The 20,449-nt window shown below is 68.9% G+C and carries 23 protein-coding genes and 1 tRNA gene; 16 read left to right on the top strand and 8 right to left on the bottom strand.

The annotated features are described in order from the left end of the window. Window positions 1-59 precede the first annotated feature (59 nt). The gene (locus OOK07_RS16170; RefSeq protein WP_266680842.1) at window positions 60-452 is read left to right on the top strand and encodes a hypothetical protein; all 393 of its coding nucleotides are present in this window, start codon (window positions 60-62) and stop codon (window positions 450-452) included. On the opposite strand, the gene OOK07_RS16165 is transcribed toward OOK07_RS16170, so the two are convergent. After that, complete coding sequence (locus tag OOK07_RS16165) at window positions 449-1,039, bottom strand: nicotinamidase (RefSeq protein ID WP_266797114.1); 591 nt, start codon at window positions 1,037-1,039, stop codon at window positions 449-451. The genes OOK07_RS16170 and OOK07_RS16165 overlap by 4 nt on opposite strands. 98 nt (window positions 1,040-1,137) lie before the next feature. Beyond that, window positions 1,138-2,484, bottom strand: a complete 1,347-nt coding sequence (locus OOK07_RS16160) for a nicotinate phosphoribosyltransferase (RefSeq protein WP_266680838.1) — start codon at window positions 2,482-2,484, stop codon at window positions 1,138-1,140. Window positions 2,485-2,550: 66 nt separating this feature from the next. Here OOK07_RS16160 and clpS point away from each other — a divergent pair, with 66 nt between their 5' ends. The 7 genes from clpS (at window position 2,551) to OOK07_RS16130 (ending at window position 7,296) form a co-directional block, all read left to right on the top strand. Continuing rightward, window positions 2,551-2,859: an ATP-dependent Clp protease adapter ClpS gene (gene clpS / locus OOK07_RS16155; protein ID WP_266515201.1), complete on the top strand. Its 309-nt coding sequence runs from the start codon at window positions 2,551-2,553 to the stop codon at window positions 2,857-2,859. Between the two features lie 12 nt (window positions 2,860-2,871). Then, the gene (locus OOK07_RS16150) at window positions 2,872-3,474 is read left to right on the top strand and encodes a DUF2017 domain-containing protein (protein ID WP_266797111.1); all 603 of its coding nucleotides are present in this window, start codon (window positions 2,872-2,874) and stop codon (window positions 3,472-3,474) included. A 344-nt stretch (window positions 3,475-3,818) separates the two neighbouring features. After that, window positions 3,819-5,246 carry an amino acid permease gene (locus OOK07_RS16145; RefSeq protein WP_266797109.1) on the top strand — a complete coding sequence of 476 codons (1,428 nt, stop codon included), beginning with the start codon at window positions 3,819-3,821 and terminating at the stop codon, window positions 5,244-5,246. A gap of 129 nt (window positions 5,247-5,375) precedes the next feature. Beyond that, window positions 5,376-5,798: a M67 family metallopeptidase gene (locus OOK07_RS16140; RefSeq protein ID WP_037710631.1), complete on the top strand. Its 423-nt coding sequence runs from the start codon at window positions 5,376-5,378 to the stop codon at window positions 5,796-5,798. A gap of 79 nt (window positions 5,799-5,877) precedes the next feature. Then, window positions 5,878-5,973 carry a putative leader peptide gene (locus OOK07_RS43285; RefSeq protein ID WP_323178087.1) on the top strand — a complete coding sequence of 32 codons (96 nt, stop codon included), beginning with the start codon at window positions 5,878-5,880 and terminating at the stop codon, window positions 5,971-5,973. An 88-nt stretch (window positions 5,974-6,061) separates the two neighbouring features. After that, window positions 6,062-6,340 carry a MoaD/ThiS family protein gene (locus OOK07_RS16135; RefSeq protein WP_266680831.1) on the top strand — a complete coding sequence of 93 codons (279 nt, stop codon included), beginning with the start codon at window positions 6,062-6,064 and terminating at the stop codon, window positions 6,338-6,340. Window positions 6,341-6,345: 5 nt separating this feature from the next. Then, the gene (locus OOK07_RS16130) at window positions 6,346-7,296 is read left to right on the top strand and encodes a PLP-dependent cysteine synthase family protein (RefSeq protein ID WP_266680829.1); all 951 of its coding nucleotides are present in this window, start codon (window positions 6,346-6,348) and stop codon (window positions 7,294-7,296) included. 108 nt (window positions 7,297-7,404) lie between these two features. On the opposite strand, the gene OOK07_RS16125 is transcribed toward OOK07_RS16130, so the two are convergent. Next, a complete protein-coding gene (locus tag OOK07_RS16125; RefSeq protein WP_266680827.1) occupies window positions 7,405-7,857 on the bottom strand; it encodes a type II toxin-antitoxin system PemK/MazF family toxin in 453 nt (150 codons plus the stop codon). 233 nt (window positions 7,858-8,090) lie between these two features. On the opposite strand from OOK07_RS16125, the gene OOK07_RS16120 reads away from it, so the two are divergent. Further along, complete coding sequence (locus tag OOK07_RS16120) at window positions 8,091-8,843, top strand: MBL fold metallo-hydrolase (protein WP_266680825.1); 753 nt, start codon at window positions 8,091-8,093, stop codon at window positions 8,841-8,843. An 85-nt stretch (window positions 8,844-8,928) separates the two neighbouring features. Here the strand turns inward: OOK07_RS16120 and OOK07_RS16115 are convergent, their stop codons facing one another. Together OOK07_RS16115 and OOK07_RS16110 are read right to left on the bottom strand one after the other, a co-directional pair. Beyond that, window positions 8,929-10,233 (bottom strand): PTS transporter subunit EIIC, encoded by a 1,305-nt coding sequence (locus tag OOK07_RS16115; RefSeq protein WP_266797106.1) that lies wholly within the window; start codon window positions 10,231-10,233, stop codon window positions 8,929-8,931. 213 nt (window positions 10,234-10,446) lie between these two features. Beyond that, window positions 10,447-11,739, bottom strand: a complete 1,293-nt coding sequence (locus tag OOK07_RS16110; RefSeq protein WP_266801958.1) for a PTS transporter subunit EIIC — start codon at window positions 11,737-11,739, stop codon at window positions 10,447-10,449. Between the two features lie 139 nt (window positions 11,740-11,878). On the opposite strand from OOK07_RS16110, the gene OOK07_RS16105 reads away from it, so the two are divergent. The 4 genes from OOK07_RS16105 to rdgB all read left to right on the top strand — a co-directional run bounded on the left by OOK07_RS16105 (window position 11,879) and on the right by rdgB (window position 14,157). Then, a complete protein-coding gene (locus tag OOK07_RS16105) occupies window positions 11,879-12,112 on the top strand; it encodes a PTS sugar transporter subunit IIB (RefSeq protein WP_030666975.1) in 234 nt (77 codons plus the stop codon). 120 nt (window positions 12,113-12,232) lie between these two features. Then, a complete protein-coding gene (gene rph / locus OOK07_RS16100) occupies window positions 12,233-12,970 on the top strand; it encodes a ribonuclease PH (protein WP_266515167.1) in 738 nt (245 codons plus the stop codon). A 142-nt stretch (window positions 12,971-13,112) separates the two neighbouring features. Next, a complete protein-coding gene (locus OOK07_RS16095) occupies window positions 13,113-13,520 on the top strand; it encodes a hypothetical protein (protein ID WP_266584204.1) in 408 nt (135 codons plus the stop codon). Window positions 13,521-13,554: 34 nt separating this feature from the next. Then, window positions 13,555-14,157, top strand: a complete 603-nt coding sequence (gene rdgB, locus OOK07_RS16090; RefSeq protein WP_266680819.1) for an RdgB/HAM1 family non-canonical purine NTP pyrophosphatase — start codon at window positions 13,555-13,557, stop codon at window positions 14,155-14,157. 49 nt (window positions 14,158-14,206) lie between these two features. Here the strand turns inward: rdgB and OOK07_RS16085 are convergent. Next, window positions 14,207-14,290, bottom strand: a tRNA-Leu gene (locus OOK07_RS16085). Window positions 14,291-15,501: 1,211 nt separating this feature from the next. Beyond that, entirely contained in the window at window positions 15,502-15,969 is a 468-nt protein-coding gene (gene bcp, locus OOK07_RS16080; protein ID WP_266680815.1) for a thioredoxin-dependent thiol peroxidase, read from the bottom strand. 93 nt (window positions 15,970-16,062) lie between these two features. Here bcp and OOK07_RS16075 point away from each other — a divergent pair, with 93 nt between their 5' ends. Together OOK07_RS16075 and OOK07_RS16070 are read left to right on the top strand one after the other, a co-directional pair. Beyond that, window positions 16,063-16,392 carry a DUF3618 domain-containing protein gene (locus OOK07_RS16075; protein WP_266797102.1) on the top strand — a complete coding sequence of 110 codons (330 nt, stop codon included), beginning with the start codon at window positions 16,063-16,065 and terminating at the stop codon, window positions 16,390-16,392. A gap of 23 nt (window positions 16,393-16,415) precedes the next feature. Beyond that, window positions 16,416-16,772, top strand: coding sequence for a GroES family chaperonin (locus OOK07_RS16070; RefSeq protein WP_266680811.1), 357 nt, complete (start codon window positions 16,416-16,418; stop codon window positions 16,770-16,772). 179 nt (window positions 16,773-16,951) lie between these two features. Here the strand turns inward: OOK07_RS16070 and OOK07_RS16065 are convergent, their stop codons facing one another. Continuing rightward, complete coding sequence (locus OOK07_RS16065) at window positions 16,952-19,426, bottom strand: transglycosylase domain-containing protein (RefSeq protein ID WP_266797101.1); 2,475 nt, start codon at window positions 19,424-19,426, stop codon at window positions 16,952-16,954. A 203-nt stretch (window positions 19,427-19,629) separates the two neighbouring features. Between OOK07_RS16065 and OOK07_RS16060 the strand changes: the two genes are divergently transcribed. Continuing rightward, a complete protein-coding gene (locus tag OOK07_RS16060; RefSeq protein ID WP_266680807.1) occupies window positions 19,630-20,430 on the top strand; it encodes an ABC transporter permease in 801 nt (266 codons plus the stop codon). The last annotated feature ends 19 nt before the right edge of the window (window positions 20,431-20,449 follow it).

Here is a 20,449-nt window from a genome sequence, read left to right as displayed (position 1 = left end):
TGTTTAGGTGCGTCCTGTGCTTCTCTTATTGACACCGACTCGCACGGGGGTGTGACCGCATGGCCGCAGGAGGTTTCTGCAAGCTGCCGACCGGCAGCGTGGTGGTGGCGCTGAACCTGCCGAGCCCGACCGCCGACGGCACGGGCTGCGTGCGCGTACTCGTCCACGCCCGCAACCGGGCGCGTGCCCTGACCAGGCTGCGCAACGTCGGCATGCGGGCGGTGTATCTGCGCGGCAACGGCGCCCCGCCGACCCCGGACGAGATCACCGCGGTCCTGCATCATCCCGACGGCCTGATATGGCGTACGGCACCTGACATCGGTGTCGTTCCCGGCCCGGAGCTTCCCCAGGAGCTGTGGCACCCCATCAGGGCCCTGCTGCGCCGCCCCGCGGCGCCCGTCGTCCCCGTGGCTCCGGCCGGGGCCACGGGGACGACGAGAGCGACGGCCTAGGCGACCACGGGCTTCCCGGAGAGCCGCACGCCCGCCTCCCGCATCTCCTCGAGTGCCCGCTCGGTGGTCGCCTCGGCGACCCCGGCGGTCAGGTCGAGCAGCACCTGGGTGTGGAAGCCCTCCCGGGCGGCGTCCACGGCGGTGGCGCGCACGCAGTGGTCGGTGGCGATCCCTACGACGTCCACCTCGCCGACCTGCCTGGCCCGCAGCCAGTCGGCCAGCTTCACCCCGTTCTCGTCGGCGCCCTCGAAGCCGCTGTACGCCGCCGCGTACGCCCCCTTGTCGAAGACGGCGTCGATCGCCCCGGAGGCGACGACGGGCGCGAAGTTCGGGTGGAAGCCGACGCCCTCCGTGCCCGCGACACAGTGCGCGGGCCAGGAGCGGGCGAAGTCGGGGTTGTCGGCGAAGTGGCCGCCGGGCGCGATGTGGTGGTCGCGGGTGGCCACCACATGCTGGTAGCCGGAGCCGCCCGCCTGCCCGATCAGCTCGGTGATGGCGGCGGCCACGTCGGCCCCGCCGGACACCGCGAGACTGCCCCCCTCGCAGAAGTCGTTCTGTACGTCGACGACGATCAAGGCGCGGCGCATGGTGGGTGTCCTTCGACTAAGAGTGAACTTACGAGCCTAGAGACTTCGGGGGCCGTGCGGGAGAGGGCGTAGGGGGGGTGCTCGGCCGGGCGCCGGCCTCAGCTGCCCGTGCGCCCCACGACGTACTCCGTCGGAATGACCGGTTCCCCCCGCGAGAGCTGGGTCGCCGACAGCGGCAGGTTGGCGCGTGCGGCCGCGTGCCTCTCGCGTACGACGTCCAGCGGTTCGCGCGCGACCACGGTGCCGCCCTTGACCAGCTCGACCAGCAGCTGCCGGTCCGCCAGCTCGCCCACCACGGCGCCCGTGCCGACGACCTCGGCCTCCGCGACCCCGTCCGCGTCCAGCCGCCGCGCGGCCCACTTGCGGCCACCGACGGACGTCTTGCCTCCGCTGGACTTCTTCGCCACCGGCACCAGCGGCGCCCTGGGGTCGGCGGACTCGGCGCGGGCGACCAGCTTGTACACCATCGAGCAGGTCGGATGCCCCGAGCCGGTCACCAGCTGCGTCCCGACGCCGTACGCGTCCACGGGCGCCGCGGCCAGCGAGGCGATGGCGTACTCGTCGAGGTCCGAGGTCACGATGATCTTCGTGTCGGTGGCGCCCAGCTCGTCCAGCTGCTGCCGTACCCGGTGTGCGACCAGCAGCAGGTCGCCGGAGTCGATGCGCACGGCGCCCAGCTCGGGCCCGGCGACCTCGACGGCCACGCGGACGGCCTCGGTGACGTCGTACGTGTCGACGAGCAGGGTGGTGTCGCGGCCGAGCGAGTTCACCTGCGCCTGGAAGGCGTCCCGCTCCCGGTCGTGCAGCAGGGTGAACGCGTGGGCGGAGGTGCCGACGGTGGGGATGTTGTAGCGGAAGCCGGCCGCGAGGTCGGAGGTGGAGGCGAAACCGCCGAGATAGGCGGCCCGGGACGCGGCGACGGCGGCGAGTTCGTGCGTGCGCCGGGCGCCCATCTCGATCAGCGGTCGGGTGCCCGCGGCCGAGGACATCCGGGAGGCGGCCGCCGCGATCGCGGAGTCGTGGTTGAGGATGGACAGGATCACGGTCTCCAGCAGCACGCACTCGGCGAACGACCCCTCGACCCGCATGATCGGCGAGCCCGGGAAGTACACCTCGCCCTCGGGGTAGCCCCACACGTCACCGCTGAAGCGGTAGGAGGCGAGCCACGTCAAGGTCGCCTCGTCCACGATGCCGCGCTCCCGAAGGAAGCTCAGGACGCCCGCGTCGAAGCGGAAGTTCTCGACGGCGTCCAGGACCCGCCCGGTGCCCGCCACGACGCCGTAACGCCGCCCGTCGGGCAGCCGCCGGGTGAAGACCTCGAAGACGCTCCGCCGCTCGGCGGTACCGGCCTTGAGGGCGGCCTGCAGCATCGTGAACTCGTACTGGTCAGTGAAGAGCGCCGTCGACGGAACATCCACCGGCAGCCCAAGGTCCGCTGTGTTCATGGCAGGAGATGCTACACCCCTTCGCGTCAGTGTGACGATTTGTGGGGGGCGTGGCAGCATGGCTGTGTGACGTCACCCGCTCCCCTTGAGATCGAACGAACCGAGTCGGCGGAGGAGGTCTTCGCCGTACCCGAGCCGGACGTCCCCTGGGTCACGATCGTGCACAACGACCCGGTCAACCTCATGAGCTACGTGACCTACGTCTTCCAGGCGTACTTCGGCTACAGCAAGGACAAGGCCACCAAGCTCATGCTCGATGTCCACCACAAGGGCCGGGCGGTCGTCTCCAGCGGCACTCGCGAGGAGATGGAGCGCGACGTGCAGGCGATGCACGGCTACGGTCTGTGGGCCACCCTCCAGCAGGACCGGAAGTAGCGATACCCCCTGATGCCCGGACACTTCGAACCGCTCCCCGGCGGCGGCGCGGCCGTCGCGCTCGACGACGTCGAGATCTCCATCATCCGGTCGCTGGCCGTCCAGCTCCTGGAGCTCGTGGGACCAGGCCCCGGCGAGGACGCCCCGGACGACCCGCTGGCCGAACTCTTCGCCGAGGGCCCCAGTGAGCCCCCCAAGGACCCCGTGCTCAGGCGGCTCTTCCCGGACGCCTACAGCGACCCGGAGGGCACTCCCGGCCCCGCGGAGGCCGAGGAACAGCTGGCGCACTCCGCCGAGTTCCGCCGCTTCACCGAGAACGACCTGCGCGCCGGCAAGCGCGAGAGCGCGCTCGCGGTGGTCCGTTCCCTGGACGCGCTGACACCGGCCGTCGACGGCGGGGCGGTCCTCAAGCTGTCGTCCGACGAGTCCCGGCAGTGGCTCGGCGCCCTCAACGACCTGCGCCTGGCGATCGGCTCCCGGCTGGAGATCACCGACGAGGACGACACCGATCTCCTCTACCGGCTCCCCGACGAGGACCCGCGCAAGCCGATGGTGATGGCGTACCTGTGGCTGGGCGGTCTCCAGGAGACGCTCGTATCGACCCTTATGCCCTGATCCGCAGCGGTTCGCCGTTCGCTCAGAAGACGCTCAAATCCGGATAACGATCCCGTCACCGCGGCGGCCTTCTATGCGTCTCTGAGCGACCTTTTGTCCGCTTCTTCCTGTGGTCTGCGCCACATGTCGCGCCGTTGGCCGATGTCGCGGCCGTGATAGATCTTCACGACCGCCCGGCGAACACCACCCATGTTCGGCCGGGTGCGCCACCAGCCGGCGGATCGCCGGTCAGGCACGGGCGAGTCCGCAAAACCCGCCCAGCTCCATCCATCCGGGGGGATCGAGAACCGATCCGAGGCCGACGAAAGGCCCGGTTCGGCCATGGAGAAAGGCGCACACCACATATGACCTCCGCTCAGGTCGACACGTCGGAGCAGGGTTCCGAAGAGGGGTACGAGCGCGGGCTCGGCAGCCGCCAGGTCCAGATGATCGCGATCGGCGGTGCCGTCGGCGTCGGCCTCTTCCTGGGCGCCGGGGCGAACATCGCCAAGGCCGGCCCCAGCCTCATCTTCATGTACGCCCTCGCGGGCGTGATCATCTTCTTCATCATGCGGGCGCTCGGCGAACTGCTCCTGTACCGCCCGGTCTCGGGCTCCTTCGCGGAGTACTCCCGCGAGTTCCTCGGCCCGTTCTTCGGCTACTTCACCGCCTGGACGTACTGGCTGATGTGGGTCGTCACGGGCATGGCCGAACTGACGGCCGCCGCGATCTACGTCAACTACTGGTTCCCTTCGGTCCCGCAATGGGTCACCGCCCTGGTCTTCCTGGTGATCCTCTTCGGGGTCAACCTGATCTCCGTGAAGCTCTTCGGAGAGCTGGAGTTCTGGTTCTCGATGGTCAAGGTCACCGCCCTGATCGGCATGATCGTGATCGGCCTGGGCGTCCTCACCTTCGGCTTCAGCGCCGCCGGTGACACCGCCTCCGTCGCCAACCTCTGGCAGTTCGACGGCTTCTTCCCCCACGGCGTCGGCTCGTCCCTGATGACCCTCCAGGGCGTCATGTTCGCCTACCTCGCCGTCGAGCTGGTCGGCGTCACGGCCGGCGAGTCCGAGGACCCCGAGAAGACCCTCCCGAAGGCGATCAACACCCTGCCCTGGCGCATCGCGCTGTTCTACGTCGGCGCGCTCACCGTCATCCTGTGCGTGGTCAAGTGGACCCAGTTCGCGGAGGGCGTCAGCCCCTTCGTGAAGGCGTTCGCGCTGATCGGCATCCCGGCCGCCGCGGGCATCGTCAACTTCGTCGTGCTGACCGCGGCCCTGTCCTCCTGCAACTCGGGCATGTACTCCACGGGCCGCATGCTGCGCAACCTGGCCGACAACGGCGAGGCCCCCAAGGCCTTCAGCAGGCTGTCCTCCACCAAGACCCCGGCGCTCGGCATCACCGTCTCCGTGCTCTTCATGGGCATCGGCGTGATCCTGAACTACGTCGTCCCGGAGAAGGCCTTCGGCTACGTCACCTCGGTGGCCACCGCGGCCGGCATCTGGACCTGGCTGATGATCCTGATCAGCCACGTCCTCTACCGCCGCGCGGTCGTCGCGGGCCGCCTGCCCGCCTCGTCCTTCCCGGCGCCGGGCGGCGCGGTGTGCTCCTACATCGCCATCGCGTTCCTGCTCTTCGTCACCGGCCTGATCGCCTACGACGCCGACTCCCGCATCTGCCTGTACGTGATGGCGGGCTGGGCGGTCGCCCTCGGCATCGGCTGGGCGGTCCTCAAGGCCCGCAACCCGGAGGTCACCCAGCGCCGCGAGCCGACGCTGGAGAAGGTCGGCTGACCGGGCTCGTCCGGCATCCGGGCCGTCCCGTACCACCCCTCGGTACGGGACGGCCCGCCCGTCGCCCACCACCGCCCCACCTGACCCGCCACGCGCGGCCCCTTTTGATTCCTGCTTATCCTGACCGGCATGCTGACCATCACCCAGGCCCTCGTCGACCAGATCGTCGCGCACGCGCGCAAGGACCACCCCGACGAGGCGTGCGGCGTCGTCGCGGGCCCGGCCGGTTCGGACCGCCCCGAGCGCTTCATCCCGATGCTGAACGCGGCCATGTCGCCCACGTTCTACGAGTTCGACTCCGGTGATCTGCTCAAGCTCTACCGCGAGATGGACGACCGCGACGAGGAGCCGGTGGTCATCTACCACTCGCACACGGCGACCGAGGCCTACCCCTCCCGCACCGACATCTCGTACGCCAACGAGCCGGGCGCCCACTACGTCCTGGTGTCGACCGCGGACACCGACGGCCTCGGCGACTTCCAGTTCCGCTCGTACCGCATCGTGGAGGGCGAGGTCACGGAGGAGGAGGTCACGGTCGTAGAGGCGTACTGATCTCGCAATCCGGTCAGAATTCATCCAGCATGCGAGATCACACTCGGGGACCGGGGCCGGGAATCGATACGATGAGCCCATGGTTGTGGACGACGTGAGCGACAAGGCGCCGAGCGTGCTGCTCGTGGCGCGGCTGCACGTCGACCTGTGCAGGCTGAACAGCGCCATCTGTTGACGTTCCCTGCCGCCGTACGGCCGTGAGCCGCGGCGCGCGTCGTCGTGCGCCCACCGACCAGACCACTTCCCGACAGGAGCCCGCCACCATGGCCATCGAGGTCCGCATCCCCACCATCCTCCGCACCTACACCGACGGCCAGAAGGCGGTGGAGGGCAACGGGGACACCCTCGCAGAGCTGTTCGCCGACCTCGAGACCCGGCACTCGGGCATCCAGGCCCGCATCGTGGACGCCGGCGAGCTGCGCCGCTTCGTCAACGTCTACCTGAACGACGAGGACGTCCGCTTCCTCGAAGGCATCAACACCAAGCTCGCCGACGGCGACAACGTGACGATCCTGCCGGCCGTGGCCGGCGGCATGGCCTGATCCGGATGCGTTACGACTCCCCGCTGGCCGCGGTGGGCAACACCCCTCTGGTGCGCCTGCCGCGGCTCTCGCCCTCCGCCGACGTGCGGATCTGGGCCAAGCTCGAGGACCGCAACCCGACGGGCTCGGTCAAGGACCGCCCGGCCCTGCACATGATCGAACAGGCGGAGAAGGACGGCCGCCTGACCCCGGGCTGCACGATCCTTGAGCCCACCTCGGGCAACACCGGCATCTCCCTGGCCATGGCGGCGAAGCTCAAGGGCTACCGGATGGTGTGCGTGATGCCCGAGAACACCTCGCAGGAACGCCGTGACCTGCTGGGCATGTGGGGCGCGCAGATCATCCCGTCCCCGGCCGCGGGCGGCTCCAACACGGCGGTCCGGGTGGCCAAGGAGCTCTCGGCCGAGCACCCGGACTGGGTGATGCTCTACCAGTACGGCAACCCGGACAACGCGGGCGCCCACTACGCGACGACGGGCCCGGAGATCCTCGCCGACCTCCCCTCGGTCACCCACTTCGTCGCAGGCCTGGGGACGACGGGCACGCTGATGGGCGTCGGCCGCTACCTGCGCGAGAACAAGCCGGACGTCCGGATCGTCGCCGCGGAACCGCGCTACGACGACCTGGTGTACGGACTCAGGAACCTCGACGAGGGCTTCGTACCCGAGCTGTACGACGCCTCCGTCCTCACGACCCGCTTCTCCGTCGGCTCGGCGGACGCGGTCACCCGCACCCGCGAACTGCTCCAGCAGGAGGGCATCTTCGCGGGTGTCTCCACCGGCGCGGCCCTGCACGCGGCGATCGGCGTCGGCAACAAGGCCCTCAAGGCCGGCGAGAGCGCGGACATCGTGTTCGTCGTGGCCGACGGCGGCTGGAAGTACCTGTCGACGGGCGTCTACACGGCGGCCACGACGGAGGAAGCGATCGAGACGCTGCACGGGCAGCTCTGGGCATGATGTGCGCCCCAAAGGGGCGCGCGGCTGTACTGGATGTGCGGCTCCGCCGCGTGGGCGCGACCAGCCACTACTGACCCGCGGACGGAGAACCGGCCTCCCGGCGGAGCGCTACGTCGCCAGGTGACGGACCTGGTCCCACAGGACCGGGTCCACCACACCCACCCGCCGGCGGAAGTCCCGCACCGGCACCTCGCGCAGCTCCTCCGTCTCCAGGAAGCTCGCGCGCCCCTGCGCGTCACCCACGGCACCGGGAGGCAGCGGGATCACTCCCCGCCGCTCGTCGTGGTACTTGCTGGTGATCTTCGCGACGACCGCGCGCTCCCCGTGCACCACCAGCACCAGACAGGGCCGGTCCTTGACGCCGGGCCCGTCCTCGTAGGGCACGTTCGCCCACCAGATCTCCCCCGGCCGCGGCCGCGTCGCCTTCCGGCCTTCCGGCCTCCCCGGCGGACGCGTCCGCCGCCCCGCGGGCCGCCGCCCCCGCCCCCAGCCGTCGACGAGCGTGGCGACCAGCGCGAGCAGGACCACCGCCGCGAGCGCGAGCCACCATGACGTGTGCATACGGAGACCGTACCGGCGCGCAATCAGCGACGCGCGCCCTCTTTCAAACCCGTGCACCCCAACTCACGCCTCACCCTCCCCGCATCCAGCCGAACCGGTGACACCACAGGTGAGTTCGCCCACAACAGCCCTTGCCGGAGGAGCGACCGAGGGTTTTGCGCCTTACGCTCGACGGACCGCACGACCCCCGTCTCCTTCCCAGAAAAGTTCCCGCCAGCGGAGGTTTCTGCTTTATGAAGCTCACCGTCGTCGGCTGCTCGGGGTCGTTCCCGTCCGCGGAATCGGCCTGTTCGAGCTACCTCGTAGAGGCCGACGGCTTCCGGCTGCTCCTCGACATGGGCAACGGCGCCCTTGGCGAGCTGCAGCGCCACTGCGGTCTCTACGACCTCGACGCGATCTTCCTCAGCCATCTGCACGCCGACCACTGCATCGACATGTGCGCGTACTTCGTCGCGCGCTACTACCGCCACGACGGCGGCCGCTGCGACCCCCTGCCGGTCTACGGCCCCGAAGGCACCGAGCACCGTCTCACCACGGCCTACGCCGACGCCCCCACCGCCTCCTCGATGAGCGAGGTCTTCGACTTCCACACGGTCAAGCCGTCCACGTTCGAGATCGGCCCGTTCACGGTGCACACCGAACGCGTGGCCCATCCCGTCGAGGCGTACGGCATCCGCGTCGAGCACGGCGGGACGTCCCTGACGTACTCCGGCGACACGGGCATCAGCTCCGCCCTGGACGAACTCGCCCGTGACACGGACCTGTTCCTGTGCGAGGCCGCCTTCACCCACGGCAAGGAGGACATCCCCGACCTCCACCTCAACGGCCGCGAGGCGGGAGAAACGGCAGCCAGGGCAGGCGCCCGACGCCTGGTCCTCACCCACATCCCCCCGTGGACCGACCCCCAGGCCAACCTGGCCGACGCCCGCTCGGTGTTCGACGGCCCGGTGGACCTGGCGGCGCCGAGGCGGTCGTACGAGATCTGACGCGTGCGCGGTTCGAGCAGTACGCGCGCGAAGGCCCCGGAACCCTCCAGGTTCCGGGGCCTTCGTCATGTCGTTGCGGCGGGTCTCACGCCGCTGTGAGGTCCTCGGCCTCGTCCGGCTCGCGGCCCGGGGTCGGGAGGTTGAACCTGGTGATCGCGAAGCGGAACACGACGTAGTAGATCGCGCCGAAGGCGAGCCCGACCGGGATCAGCAGCCAGGGCTTGGTGGAGATGCCCCAGTTGATCAGCACGTCGGTCAGGCCGGCCGAGAAGCTGAAGCCCATGTGCATGCCCAGCGCCCACGTCACGGCCATCGACAGTGCGGTGAGCACCGCGTGGATCGCGTACAGCACCGGGGCGATGAACATGAACGAGAACTCGATCGGCTCGGTGACGCCGGTGACGAACGACGTCAGCGCCAGCGACACCATCATGCCCATCACGGCCTTGCGGCGCTCGGGGCGAGCCGAGTGCGCGATGGCCAGCGCTGCGGCCGGCAGGCCGAACATCATGATCGGGAAGAACCCGGTCATGAACATTCCCGCGTGCGGGTCACCCGCGAAGAAGCGCGGCAGGTCGCCGTGGAAGACGGTGCCGGCGGAGTTGGTGTAGTCGCCGATCTGGAACCAGGCCACCGAGTTCACGAACTGGTGCATACCGATCGGGATCAGCGCACGGTTGATGAGACCGAAGAGCGCCGCGCCGACGGAACCGAGCCCGGTCATCCATTCGCCGAAGCTGGTGAGGACGTCACCGATGGGCTGCCAGCCGAGAACGACCAGGACACCGAGGGCGGCTCCGACGACGGCCATGATGATCGGCACCAGCCTGCGGCCGTTGAAGAAGCCGAGCCAGTCCACCAGCTTCTTGCGGTGGTAACGCTGCCACAGGACGGCGGTCAGCAGACCGATGATGATGCCCCCGAGTACGCCCGGGTTCTGGAAGGTCGCGGCCGCGGCGGCCTCGTGGCCCTTCTGCCAGAAGCCGCCGAAGGGCGCGACCGGCGTGTAGGTGGCGCCGTCGTGCCCGTCCGTGATCGGGAACTGGTGGATCACCGCGTAGTAGGTGAGGAAGCTGACCACGGCCGCGAGTGCCGTCGAGCCGTCGGCCTTCTTGGCGAAGCCGATGGCCACGCCTATACAGAACAGCAGCGGAAGCCCGAAGGAGCTGTCGAACAGGACGCCGCCCGCTCCGGCGAAGACCTTCGCGACGTCAGTCGGGAGGTGCAGCTTTTCCTTGACGTCGGGCTGGCCCAGGCGCATCAGGAGGCCCGCCGCCGGCAGCACGGCGATCGGAAGCTGCAGGCTGCGGCCTACCTTCTGCAGGCCCTGGATCAGGCCTGAACTCCACTTCTTCGTGGGGGCCGCCGTTGGCGCGGTGGCGGTGCTCATAGACTTCCTCCATCGGGTGGTGGTCTACACCACTCAGTGGTGTAGACCTGTTGTAGCAGATGAAGTCCGCATAAAGGAACCCGCGAATCCTGCAACCGGAGCCCTACGCACCGTGCAGCTCGAACGATCTTCCCTCGCCCCCTCGCGCGGCATGGCGAAGGCCCCCGGACCAGCGGTCCGAGGGCCCAACTTCCTTCTGGCGTACGGCCCCTGTCAGGCCTTCGTGACGTCCTCCCGCTCCTCCTCCGGCTCCCGCCCAGGAGTCTTCAGATCGAACCTCGTGATCGCGAAACGGAAGATCACGTAGTACGCGGCGGCGAAGCACAGGCCGATCGGGATGATCGCCCACGGTTTCGTCGCCAGGTTCCAGTTGATGATGTAGTCGATGAGGCCGGCCGAGAAGCTGAAGCCGTCATGCACCCCGAGCCCCCACGTCACCGCCATCGACACACCCGTCAGCACCGCGTGGATCGCATACAGCACCGGCGCGATGAACAGGAACGAGTACTCGATCGGCTCGGTGATCCCCGTGACGAACGACGTCAGGGCGACGGACGGCATCAGCCCGCCGACCTCCTTGCGCCGACTCGGCTTCGCACAGTGCGTCATCGCCAACGCGGCCGCCGGCAACGCGAACATCATGATCGGGAAGAAGCCCGAGGTGAACTGCCCCGCGTTCGGATCACCCGCCAGGAACATGTTGATGTCACCGTGGACCACCGACCCGTCCGGCTTCGTGAAACTGCCGAACTGGAACCAGATGGGCACGTTCAGGAACTGGTGCAGGCCGATCACCAGCAGCGCCCGGTTCGCGACACCGAACACCCCCGCACCCCAAGCGCCCAGATCACTCAGCCAGTCGGAGAAACTCTCCAGCCCGTCACCGATCGGCGGCCAGATCCACAGACACAACGACGCGAACACGATCCCGACGAACGCCATGATGATCGGGACCAGCCGCCGCCCGTTGAAGAACCCCAGCCAGTCCACGAGCTTCGTACGGTGGTAGCGCTGCCAGAAAAAGGCCGTCAGCAGACCCATCACGATGCCGCCGAAGACACCCGGATTCTCGTAGCTGAACGCCACCACCGTCTGGTCGACCGTCGCCTGGCAGCCGATGCCGGTAAGAGCCTTCGAACCGGAAGGGCAGTCCTTCGGGAACTGCAACAGCACGTTGTAGTAGACGAGAAACCCCGCCAGCGCCGCCAGCGCCGTCGACCCGTCCGCCTTCTTCGCCATGCCGATGGACACGCCCACACAGAACAACAGCGGCAGACCCAGCTGACCGTCGAGCAGCGCGCCGCCCGCACCGCCCATCACCTTCGATACGTTCGTCCACCCCAGCCCGTCGTCCCCGAACACGTCCGGCTGGCCGAGCCGGTTCAGGATGCCCGCGGCAGGCAGCACCGCGATGGGGAGCTGGAGGCTGCGGCCCATCTTCTGCAGCCCCTGGAACAAGGCGTCCCACCGCCGGCGTGCAGGCGTGATCCCAGCCTCGGCACTCATGGATTCGCTCATGGGTTGGCGACCGCCTGCCAGGTGGTGTAGACCAGTTACGGGCGATACGGCTGCTGTGACGTCATCCTTCGGTACGCACGACGCAATCGCTCGCGAAGATGAGCCAACCGTGCGTGAGGAGACAGACATGGCCACCAAGGCTGAGAAGATCGTTGCAGGGCTCGGGGGCATCGACAACATCGAAGAGGTCGAAGGCTGCATCACCCGCCTGCGCACCGAGGTCGTCGACGCAGGCAAGGTCGACGAAGCAGCCCTGAAGGCCGCCGGTGCACACGGCGTCGTCAAGATGGGCACCGCGATCCAGGTCGTCATCGGCACCGACGCCGACCCCATCGCAGCGGAGATCGAAGACATGATGTGAACCCCCCTTTCGCGAACCCCCGGTTCATGAACCCCGGGTTCGCGAACCCCCGGTTCCCTTGACAGGGCCCCTTCCCACCGCGGGAGGGGCCCTGTCCGCTACTGCGACTAGGCTCGACGCATGTCTCGAATCGACGGCCGCACCCCCGAACAACTCCGCCCGATCACCATCGAACGCGGCTGGAGCAAGCACGCCGAGGGCTCCGTCCTCGTCTCCTTCGGCGACACCAAGGTCTTCTGTACCGCCTCCGTCACCGAAGGCGTCCCCCGCTGGCGCAAGGGCAGCGGCGAGGGCTGGGTCACCGCCGAGTACTCCATGCTTCCCCGCGCCACCAACACCCGCGGCGACCGCGAGTCCGTACGCGGCAAGATCGGCGGCCGCACCCACGAGATCAGCCGCCTCATCGGCCGCTCCCTGCGCGCCGTCATCGACTACAAGGCGCTCGGCGAGAACACCATCGTCCTCGACTGCGACGTCCTCCAGGCCGACGGCGGCACCCGCACCGCGGCCATCACCGGCGCCTACGTGGCCCTGGCCGACGCCGTCGCCTGGGCCCAGGGCAGGAAACTGATCAAGGCCGGCCGCCAGCCGCTCACCGGCACGGTCTCGGCGGTCTCGGTCGGCATCGTCGGCGGCGTCCCCCTCCTGGACCTCTGCTACGTGGAGGACGTGAAGGCCGACACCGACATGAACGTCGTCTGCACCGGCGACGGCCGCTTCGTCGAGGTCCAGGGCACCGCCGAGGCCGAACCCTTCGCCCGCGAGGAGCTCAACTCCCTTCTGGACCTGGCCGTTTCGGGCTGTGAAGAACTCGCTGTCCTTCAGCGCAAGGCGCTTGATACGGTCCTCGAAAAGTAAAGGACGCGCCAAGAAAGGGCGGCCGCCGGGGCAACCCCCGAGGCCCGTCCCCGCGTCTGTACGGATGCGGGCGCACGGCACACCACCGTGCGCCCGACCAGCACGGGGGGCCCACGGGCCTGGACACGGGAGGACCACAGTCATGGCCGCGAGCCGAGGCCGCCGCAGTCGCCGCATCTCCACCACCGTCGCCGCACTGGCAGCCATCGGGCTGACCGTGGGCCTCACCACCGGCTGCGACGCCGTCGACAAGGCCCTGGACTGCGTCCAGACCGCCGACACCATCGCCGACAGCGTCACCGACCTCCAGCAGGCAGTCGAGAACGCCTCGAACGACCCCGGCCAGCTCGACGAATCCCTCGCCTCCATCGACAAGAACCTCGACAAGATAGGCGACAAGACCGACAACGCCGACGTCAACAAGGCGGTCGACGACCTGAACAAGGCCGTCGGCAACGTCCGCACGGCCGTCAAGAACGGCGACAACACCCCGGACATCAGCCCGGTCACCGACGCGGCAGGCGAACTCACGAAGGTCTGCACCTCGTAGGAGCCCGTCCGCCGGGACCGGAATACTGGACCCCATGACGCGCTTGATCCTCGCCACCCGCAACGCCGGAAAGATCACCGAACTCAGGGCCATCCTCGCCGACGCGGGCCTGCCCCACGAACTGGTCGGCGCGGACGCCTACCCCGACATCCCCGACGTCAAGGAAACGGGCGTGACGTTCGCCGAGAACGCCCTGCTCAAGGCCCACGCCCTGGCCCAGGCCACCGGCCTGCCCGCCGTCGCCGACGACTCCGGCCTCTGCGTCGACGTCCTGAACGGCGCACCGGGCATCTTCTCGGCCCGCTGGGCGGGCAGGCACGGCGACGACCGCGCCAACCTCGACCTGCTCCTGGCCCAGCTCGGCGACATCGCCGACGAACACCGGGGCGCGCACTTCGCGTGCGCGGCGGCACTTGCCTTGCCCGACGGCACGGAGCGGGTGGTCGAGGGCCGGCTACGGGGCCTGCTCCGGCACGCCCCGACCGGCACGAACGGCTTCGGGTACGACCCGATCCTGCAGCCGGAGGGGGAGTCGCGGACGTGCGCCGAGCTGAGCCCTGAGGAGAAGAACGCGATCAGCCACCGGGGGCAGGCGTTCCGGGCGCTGGTGCCGGTGGTGCGGGAGCTGTTGGGCTGACGGCATCGAAGGTCCACCCGATCCCGGGTGGACCTTCGATGCAAAGGCGTGCGGCCGGAGGGACTCGAACCCTCAAGGGATTTCTCCCACAACATCCTAAGTGTTGCGCGTAGGCCAATTCCGCCACGGCCGCTCAAAACGGTCATGATGCTCGACCGGCGGCACTCAGTGTACGGGGCCGTCGGCTCACCCGACGAGGGGACTTTGCTCTTCTGGCGGCACCACGTCTCTGTCAGTGCATGGCAGTTGGGGCACAGGTAGCGCAGGTTCTCCCGGCGATTGTCCCGCCAGCTCCCGTTGACGTGGTCGATCTGCAAAGTAATGGGGTGTCCCCGCCACTCGCCGGTATTGCCGCACTCTTCACAGGCGTACGGCACCCCGATTTCGGTCAGGGCCTGGTGAAGTCGGGTCCTGTTCGTCCGCCCGGCTTGATCCGGCAGCATCACCAGCACCCGATGCGCAGTCGATGGGGGCGCGGGGCGCTCGGTCCGACTCCAGGACCGTCGTCTGAAGTGGCTGGTGTCGAGACCGAGGCGGGAGGCTGCGCGCTGTACGCGCCGGTGATTGGTGTCATTGACGTCCATGTCGAGACCGCGCATGACGTCGGCGTAACTGGTCGAGATCCGCACCAGGTTCCGCAGCCTGTCCTCGGGGATTGCCACTCGCCGATGGGAGAAGTGGCCGGTGTCGATGTGCTGAGTTGCAAGCATGCGGCTCAGCGTCGCCCTGGACCGGCTGTCATCCGGCACACCCAGAGCGCGGGCCACACCGCGCACGCTCGTAGCTGAGACGGCAGCCGCCCGGAGTTCTTCCGGTGTGAAGGGAAGGTCCAGTTCGGGGCGGTCGATGCCGGGGAAGTGGCCGATATCGATGCCCGCTGCGTCGATGCGGCGTCGGATGTGCGAGAGGGTTCCCATGGCCGGGGTGGCACCCAGCTTCAAGGCTACTTCCCTCAGCGATGACGACGAGGCCGCGGCATCGGCGATGGCCTCGTCGGGGTACTTACGCCATGGGCTGCGCTTGACGAAGTGGCTGGTGTCAAGTCCGTGACGCGTCACCTGCTGCTGTAGCACCCGCCGTTGGCCACCACTCGGGCTGAGGCTGAGGCGTCGCATCAGGTCGGCCCAGTTGTGCGCCCTGGCCACCTCTGGCGCAAGCCGTTCCCTGCTGTATGTGCCCGATCGTTCCGATGCGCTCCGCACGCCCATGCGTTCCCCCGGCTCGACTGTCAGTTCGTGACTTCGCATGGAGTAACGAACCGTTTATCGGACAGTCACGCCCGAAACGCAAAACGGCCCGCACCGGGACCCGGTACGAGCCGCTCGCCCAGCGGACAATGGATCCTCAGATACCCAGGTCCTTGATGATCTTCGCCACGTGGCCCGTCGCGCGGACGTTGTACAGGGCCCGTTCGACCTTGCCCTCCTCGTCCACGACGATCGTGGAGCGGATGATGCCCATGTAGGTCTTGCCGTAGTTCTTCTTCTCGCCGTAGGCGCCGTAGGACTCCGTGACGGTCTTCTCCGGGTCGGCCAGGAGCGTGACCTTCAGGGACTCCTTCTCGCGGAACTTCGCCAGCTTCTCCGGCTTGTCCGGGGAGATGCCGAGGACGTCGTAGCCGGCGCCCGTCAGGAGTTCCAGGTTGTCCGTGAAGTCGCAGGCCTGCTTGGTGCAACCCGGCGTCAGGGCCGCGGGGTAGAAGTAGACGATGACCTTGCGGCCCTTGTGGGACGACAGGGACACCTCATTGCCGTCGGCGTCGGGGAGGGTGAAGTCGGGGGCCACGTCCCCGGGCTGGAGTCGCTCGCTCATCTGGTCAGCCTAACCGGGGGTGCTGACAGTGCGGGCACCCCAAGAGCTGACAGACTGTCCGGAACACCCTCACCAGACTTCGGAGGCGTTACGGTGGCGGACACGTCGGACACCAGAACCCCGGCGCAGATCGAGGCGGACATCAAGCGCCGCCGCAATGTGCTGGCCGAGACCCTCGACGAGATCGGGGTGCGGGTGCATCCCAAGACGATCGTCGGGGATGCAAAGGCCAAGGTCGTGTCGAACATCGATCACACGCTGGGGCGGGCCTATGTCGAGGTCAACAAGGTCGTGAGCGATGTGAAGGCGCGGTTCGTCGACGAGGAGGGGGCGCCCCGGCTGGAGCGGGTGGTGCCCGTCGCGCTCGTCGCCGTGGGGCTCGTGGGGCTGCTCGCCCTCGGTACCCGGCGGCGCAGGAGCTGAGTGGGAGCGGTAGGTTCAAGGGCGTGAGCGCCAAGAGAAACGAGCACGGCCCGCGGCACGACAAGCTGCCCATCCGGATGCTGCACGACCGGGTTCTCGTGCGGCAGGAGACCGGGGACGGTGAGCGTCGGTCCGGCGGGGGCATCCTGATTCCCGCGACCGCCGCGGTCGGGAGGCGGCTGGCCTGGGCCGAGGTCGTGGCCGTCGGCCAGAACGTGCGCACGGTGGAGCCGGGCGACCGGGTTCTGTACGACCCCGAGGACCGTGCCGAGGTCGAGGTGCGGGGTGTGGCGTACGTGCTGATGCGTGAGCGGGATCTGCATGCCGTGGCCGCCGACCGGTTCGAGGGGTCGGAGGACGCGACGGGCCTGTACCTGTAGGGCAGAGGCCGGAGCAGCGGCTGGAGCAGCGGTCGAAAAGGGCTGGTGACCATCGTCACCGGCCCTTTTGGCGTGGCATTGCCGCCTGCCTGGGCTCCAGTGCCCAGGCAGGCAGCGTTCGCCCGTCGCGACGCCCGGCACGCGCTCTCGCCGCCGCGGCCGTCACCGGCTCCGGTGGGTCACTGTCTCCTGCTGGTCGACTGCGGGCCCGCCGGACCGCCGGTGGTCGCTCCTCCGGTGTCGTTGCCTGACGTGCCGCCGTCCGTGCCTCCGGCGTCGGTGCCGCCCGTCGTCCCGCCGTCCGTCGGGTCCCCGGTCGTGCCGCCCGTGCTGGTCGTCCCGCCGTCGGAGGTGGTTCCGCCCGTCGTCGGGTCGCCCGTCGTGTCGCCGGTCGTCGTGCCGCCGGTCGTGTTCGTGCCGCCGTCGGTGGTGCCGCCGTTGTCCTGGCCCTGGGTCCGGCCCTGGTCGCTCTGGCCGCCGGTGGTCGTCGTGCCGCCGTTGTCCTGGCCGCCCGTGCCCGGCTGCTGCGGGGTCCCGGTGGCGGGGGGCGGCTGGGTGACCTCGGCGCCGGGCTGCAGCTGGAGGTCGAAGTCCGTCGCCGGCTTCCCCTTCAGGGCGGCCTTGGTGTACTGCGCCCAGATCTCGGCGGGCGGGCCGCCGCCGTTGACGCGCTGCAGGCCCATCGCCCCGTACAGCGACTTGTGATGGGCCGTCACCGGGTCCTGGCCCATGACCGAGACGACGGTCGCGAGGTCGGGTGTGTAGCCGGCGAACCAGGCGGCCGTGTCCTCCTCCGCGGTGCCGGTCTTGCCGGCGGCGGGGCGGTCGGCGCCCTGGGCGGCGGTGGCGGTGCCGTTGTCGACGACGCTCTGCAGGATCGACGTGGTGGTGTCGGCGGCCTCGCGGCTGATGGCCTGGGAGTTCGTGTCCTTCGGCAGCTCGACGGCCTCCTTTCCGTCCTTGGTGATCGAGTCGATCATCGTGTACGCGCCGTGCCTGCCGTGGTTGGCGAGCGTCGCGTAGGCCTCCGCCATGTCGAGGACGCTGGCGGTGTTCACGCCGAGGGCGATCGAGGGGGTCCCGGTCAGGTCGGGGGTGGCGGACGGGATGCCGAGGCTGATCGCGGTCTGCTTGACCTTCTCGGGGCCGACGTCCACGGCCATCTGCGCGTACACCGCGTTGACCGACTTGTCGGTGGCGGTGCGCACGGTGACGTTGCCGTACGAGGTCTGGTCCTCGTTCTCCGGTGCGTAGGCGCCGCCCGGCCAGCCCTGTACGGGGCGCTTGTTGGTGCCGTCGTAGTAGGTGTTCGGGGTGATGACCTCGTGGCCCTGTGTCTCGGAGTGGTTCTGGACGGCGGAGGCGAACACGAAGGGCTTGAAGGTGGAGCCGACCTGGAAGTCGCCGCGGGTCGCGCCGTTCGTGTACTGCTTCACGTAGTCGATTCCGCCGTACATCGCGACGACCTTGCCGGTCTTCGGGTCGACGGAGGCGCCGCCCGCGCGGACGTACTTGTCGACCTTGTTGTTCTTCTTGTCGAGCTTGGCCATCACCTTGTCGTTCACGGCCTTCACGAAGGCGTCCTGCTTGCTCTTCTGCAGGGTGGTGGTGATGCGGTAGCCGCCGGCCTCCAGCTCGTCCGCGGTGACGATCCTGTTCTTGGTGAGGTAGTCCTTGATCGCGGTGACGATGTAGCCGCGCTGCCCGGACATGCCGGTGGAGACGGTCTGTTGCTTCGGCATGGGGAACTTCAGGCCGGCCCGCTTGGCCTCGGTCAGCCAGCCCTTCTTGACCATGCCGTCCAGGGTGTAGTTCCAGCGGGCCAACGCCGCGGCCTTGTTCTCGGGGTGCGCGACCACGTCGTACTCGCTGGGGGCGTTGACGAGGGCGGCGAGGTAGGCGGCGTGGGCCGGGTCGAGGTCGGTGGCGTTCTGGCCGTAGTAGGCCTGGGCGGCGGCCTGGATGCCGTAGGCGTTGCGGCCGAAGTAGCTGGTGTTGAGGTAGCCCGACAGGATTTCGTCCTTGGACTTCTCCCGGTCCAGCTTGATCGCGATGAAGAACTCCTTCACCTTGCGGGTGACGGTCTGTTCCTGCGCGAGGTAGTAGTTCTTGACGTACTGCTGGGTGATCGTCGAGCCGGACTGCCTGCCCTTGCCGGTGGCGGTGTTCCAGCCTGCGCGCACCATCGCCTTGGGGTCGATGGCGGACTCGGTGTAGAAGTCGCGGTCCTCGGCGGCCAGGACGGCGTGCTGGGCGTCCTTGGAGACCTGGGCGAGCGAGACGTTCTCCCGGTTGATCTCGCCGTCGCGGGCGATCTGGGAGCCGTCGGAGTACAGGTAGACGTTGGCCTGCTTCATGGCGAGGGCGTTGGCCGGGGGGATGTTGACCATCGAGTAGCCGAGGTAGAACAGGCCGATCAGCAGCAGTCCGCCGATCAGGAAGGTGCCCAGGACCATGCGCCAGGTCGGGATCAGCCGGCGCCAGCCCGTGCGCCTGGGCCGCTTCGGCTTCTTCGCCCCGGGCTCGGGGACGCCGGGCTCGGAAACCCCCGGCCCCGGACTCCCCGGCTGGGGAGCGGCCGGCCCGGCAGCACCTTGCGGCTCTCTCGGTGCCCAGCCCCGGTTCGGCGGCTGCGGCTGCGGCTGGTCGCTCATCTCGTGCACGGACTCCTGTTTCGCGTCGTACGTTCCCGTACGCCCTCGTACGCCAATTGCGCCCCCTCTTGAAGACTCTCGCACCATGCGTTCCGTTCCCGGATCACGGCACGCGTCCCGCCTGGAAAATGCGTGGCGTACGTCACTACCAGCGGACTAGGCTCCTGCGCTTCGGTGTCGGGCGGTTTTGGAGGTTGACTGACGTGGGCTCGGGACGGTTGTACGCGGCCGTCGCGGCGGGTGGTTTCAGACGGTACGCGACGTATCGGGCTGCCACTGCCGCCGGGGTGTTCACCAACACCGTTTTCGGCTTGATCCTCGTCTACACGTATCTGGCGCTGTGGGACGAGAAGCCCCACCTCGGGGGGTACGACCAGGCGCAGGCCGTCACCTATGTGTGGCTGGGGCAGGCGCTGCTGTCGACGCTGGCGATCGGTGGCAGCGGTGTCGAGGTGGAGCTGATGGAGCGGATCAGGACCGGGGACGTCGCGATCGATCTCTACCGGCCGGCGGATCTGCAACTGTGGTGGCTGGCGGCCGACTTGGGGCGGGCGCTGTTCCAGCTGCTGGGGCGGGGCGTGATCCCGTTCCTGTTCGGCGCGCTGGTTTTCGACGTGGCGCTGCCGGGGGACGCGGCGAGATGGGCGGCGTTCGTGGTGGCGGTGCTGCTGGGCATGGCGGTCAGTTTCGGCATCCGGTATCTGGTCGCGCTGCTCACGTTCTGGCTGATGGACGGCACGGGTGTGACGCACATGACCATGCTGGCGGGGTTCTTCTGCTCGGGGATGGTGCTGCCGTTGAACGTGTTCCCGGGCACGCTCGGCGATGTCGTACGGGATCTGCCGTGGTCGGCGCTGTTGCAGAAGCCGGCGGACGTGCTGCTGGGGGAGGCCGATCCGTGGAGCACGTTCGCCTTCCAGGGGGCGTGGGCGGTGGCGCTGCTGGCGGCCGGGCGGCTGGTGCAGTCGGTGGCGACGCGGAGGGTGGTCGTGCAGGGTGGCTGAGGTGAGCCGGCTGGCGGAC

The organism is Streptomyces sp. NBC_00078, from assembly GCF_026343335.1.
Classification (GTDB): Bacteria; Actinomycetota; Actinomycetes; order Streptomycetales; family Streptomycetaceae; genus Streptomyces.
This window is presented reverse-complemented; position numbering and strand designations above follow the sequence as displayed.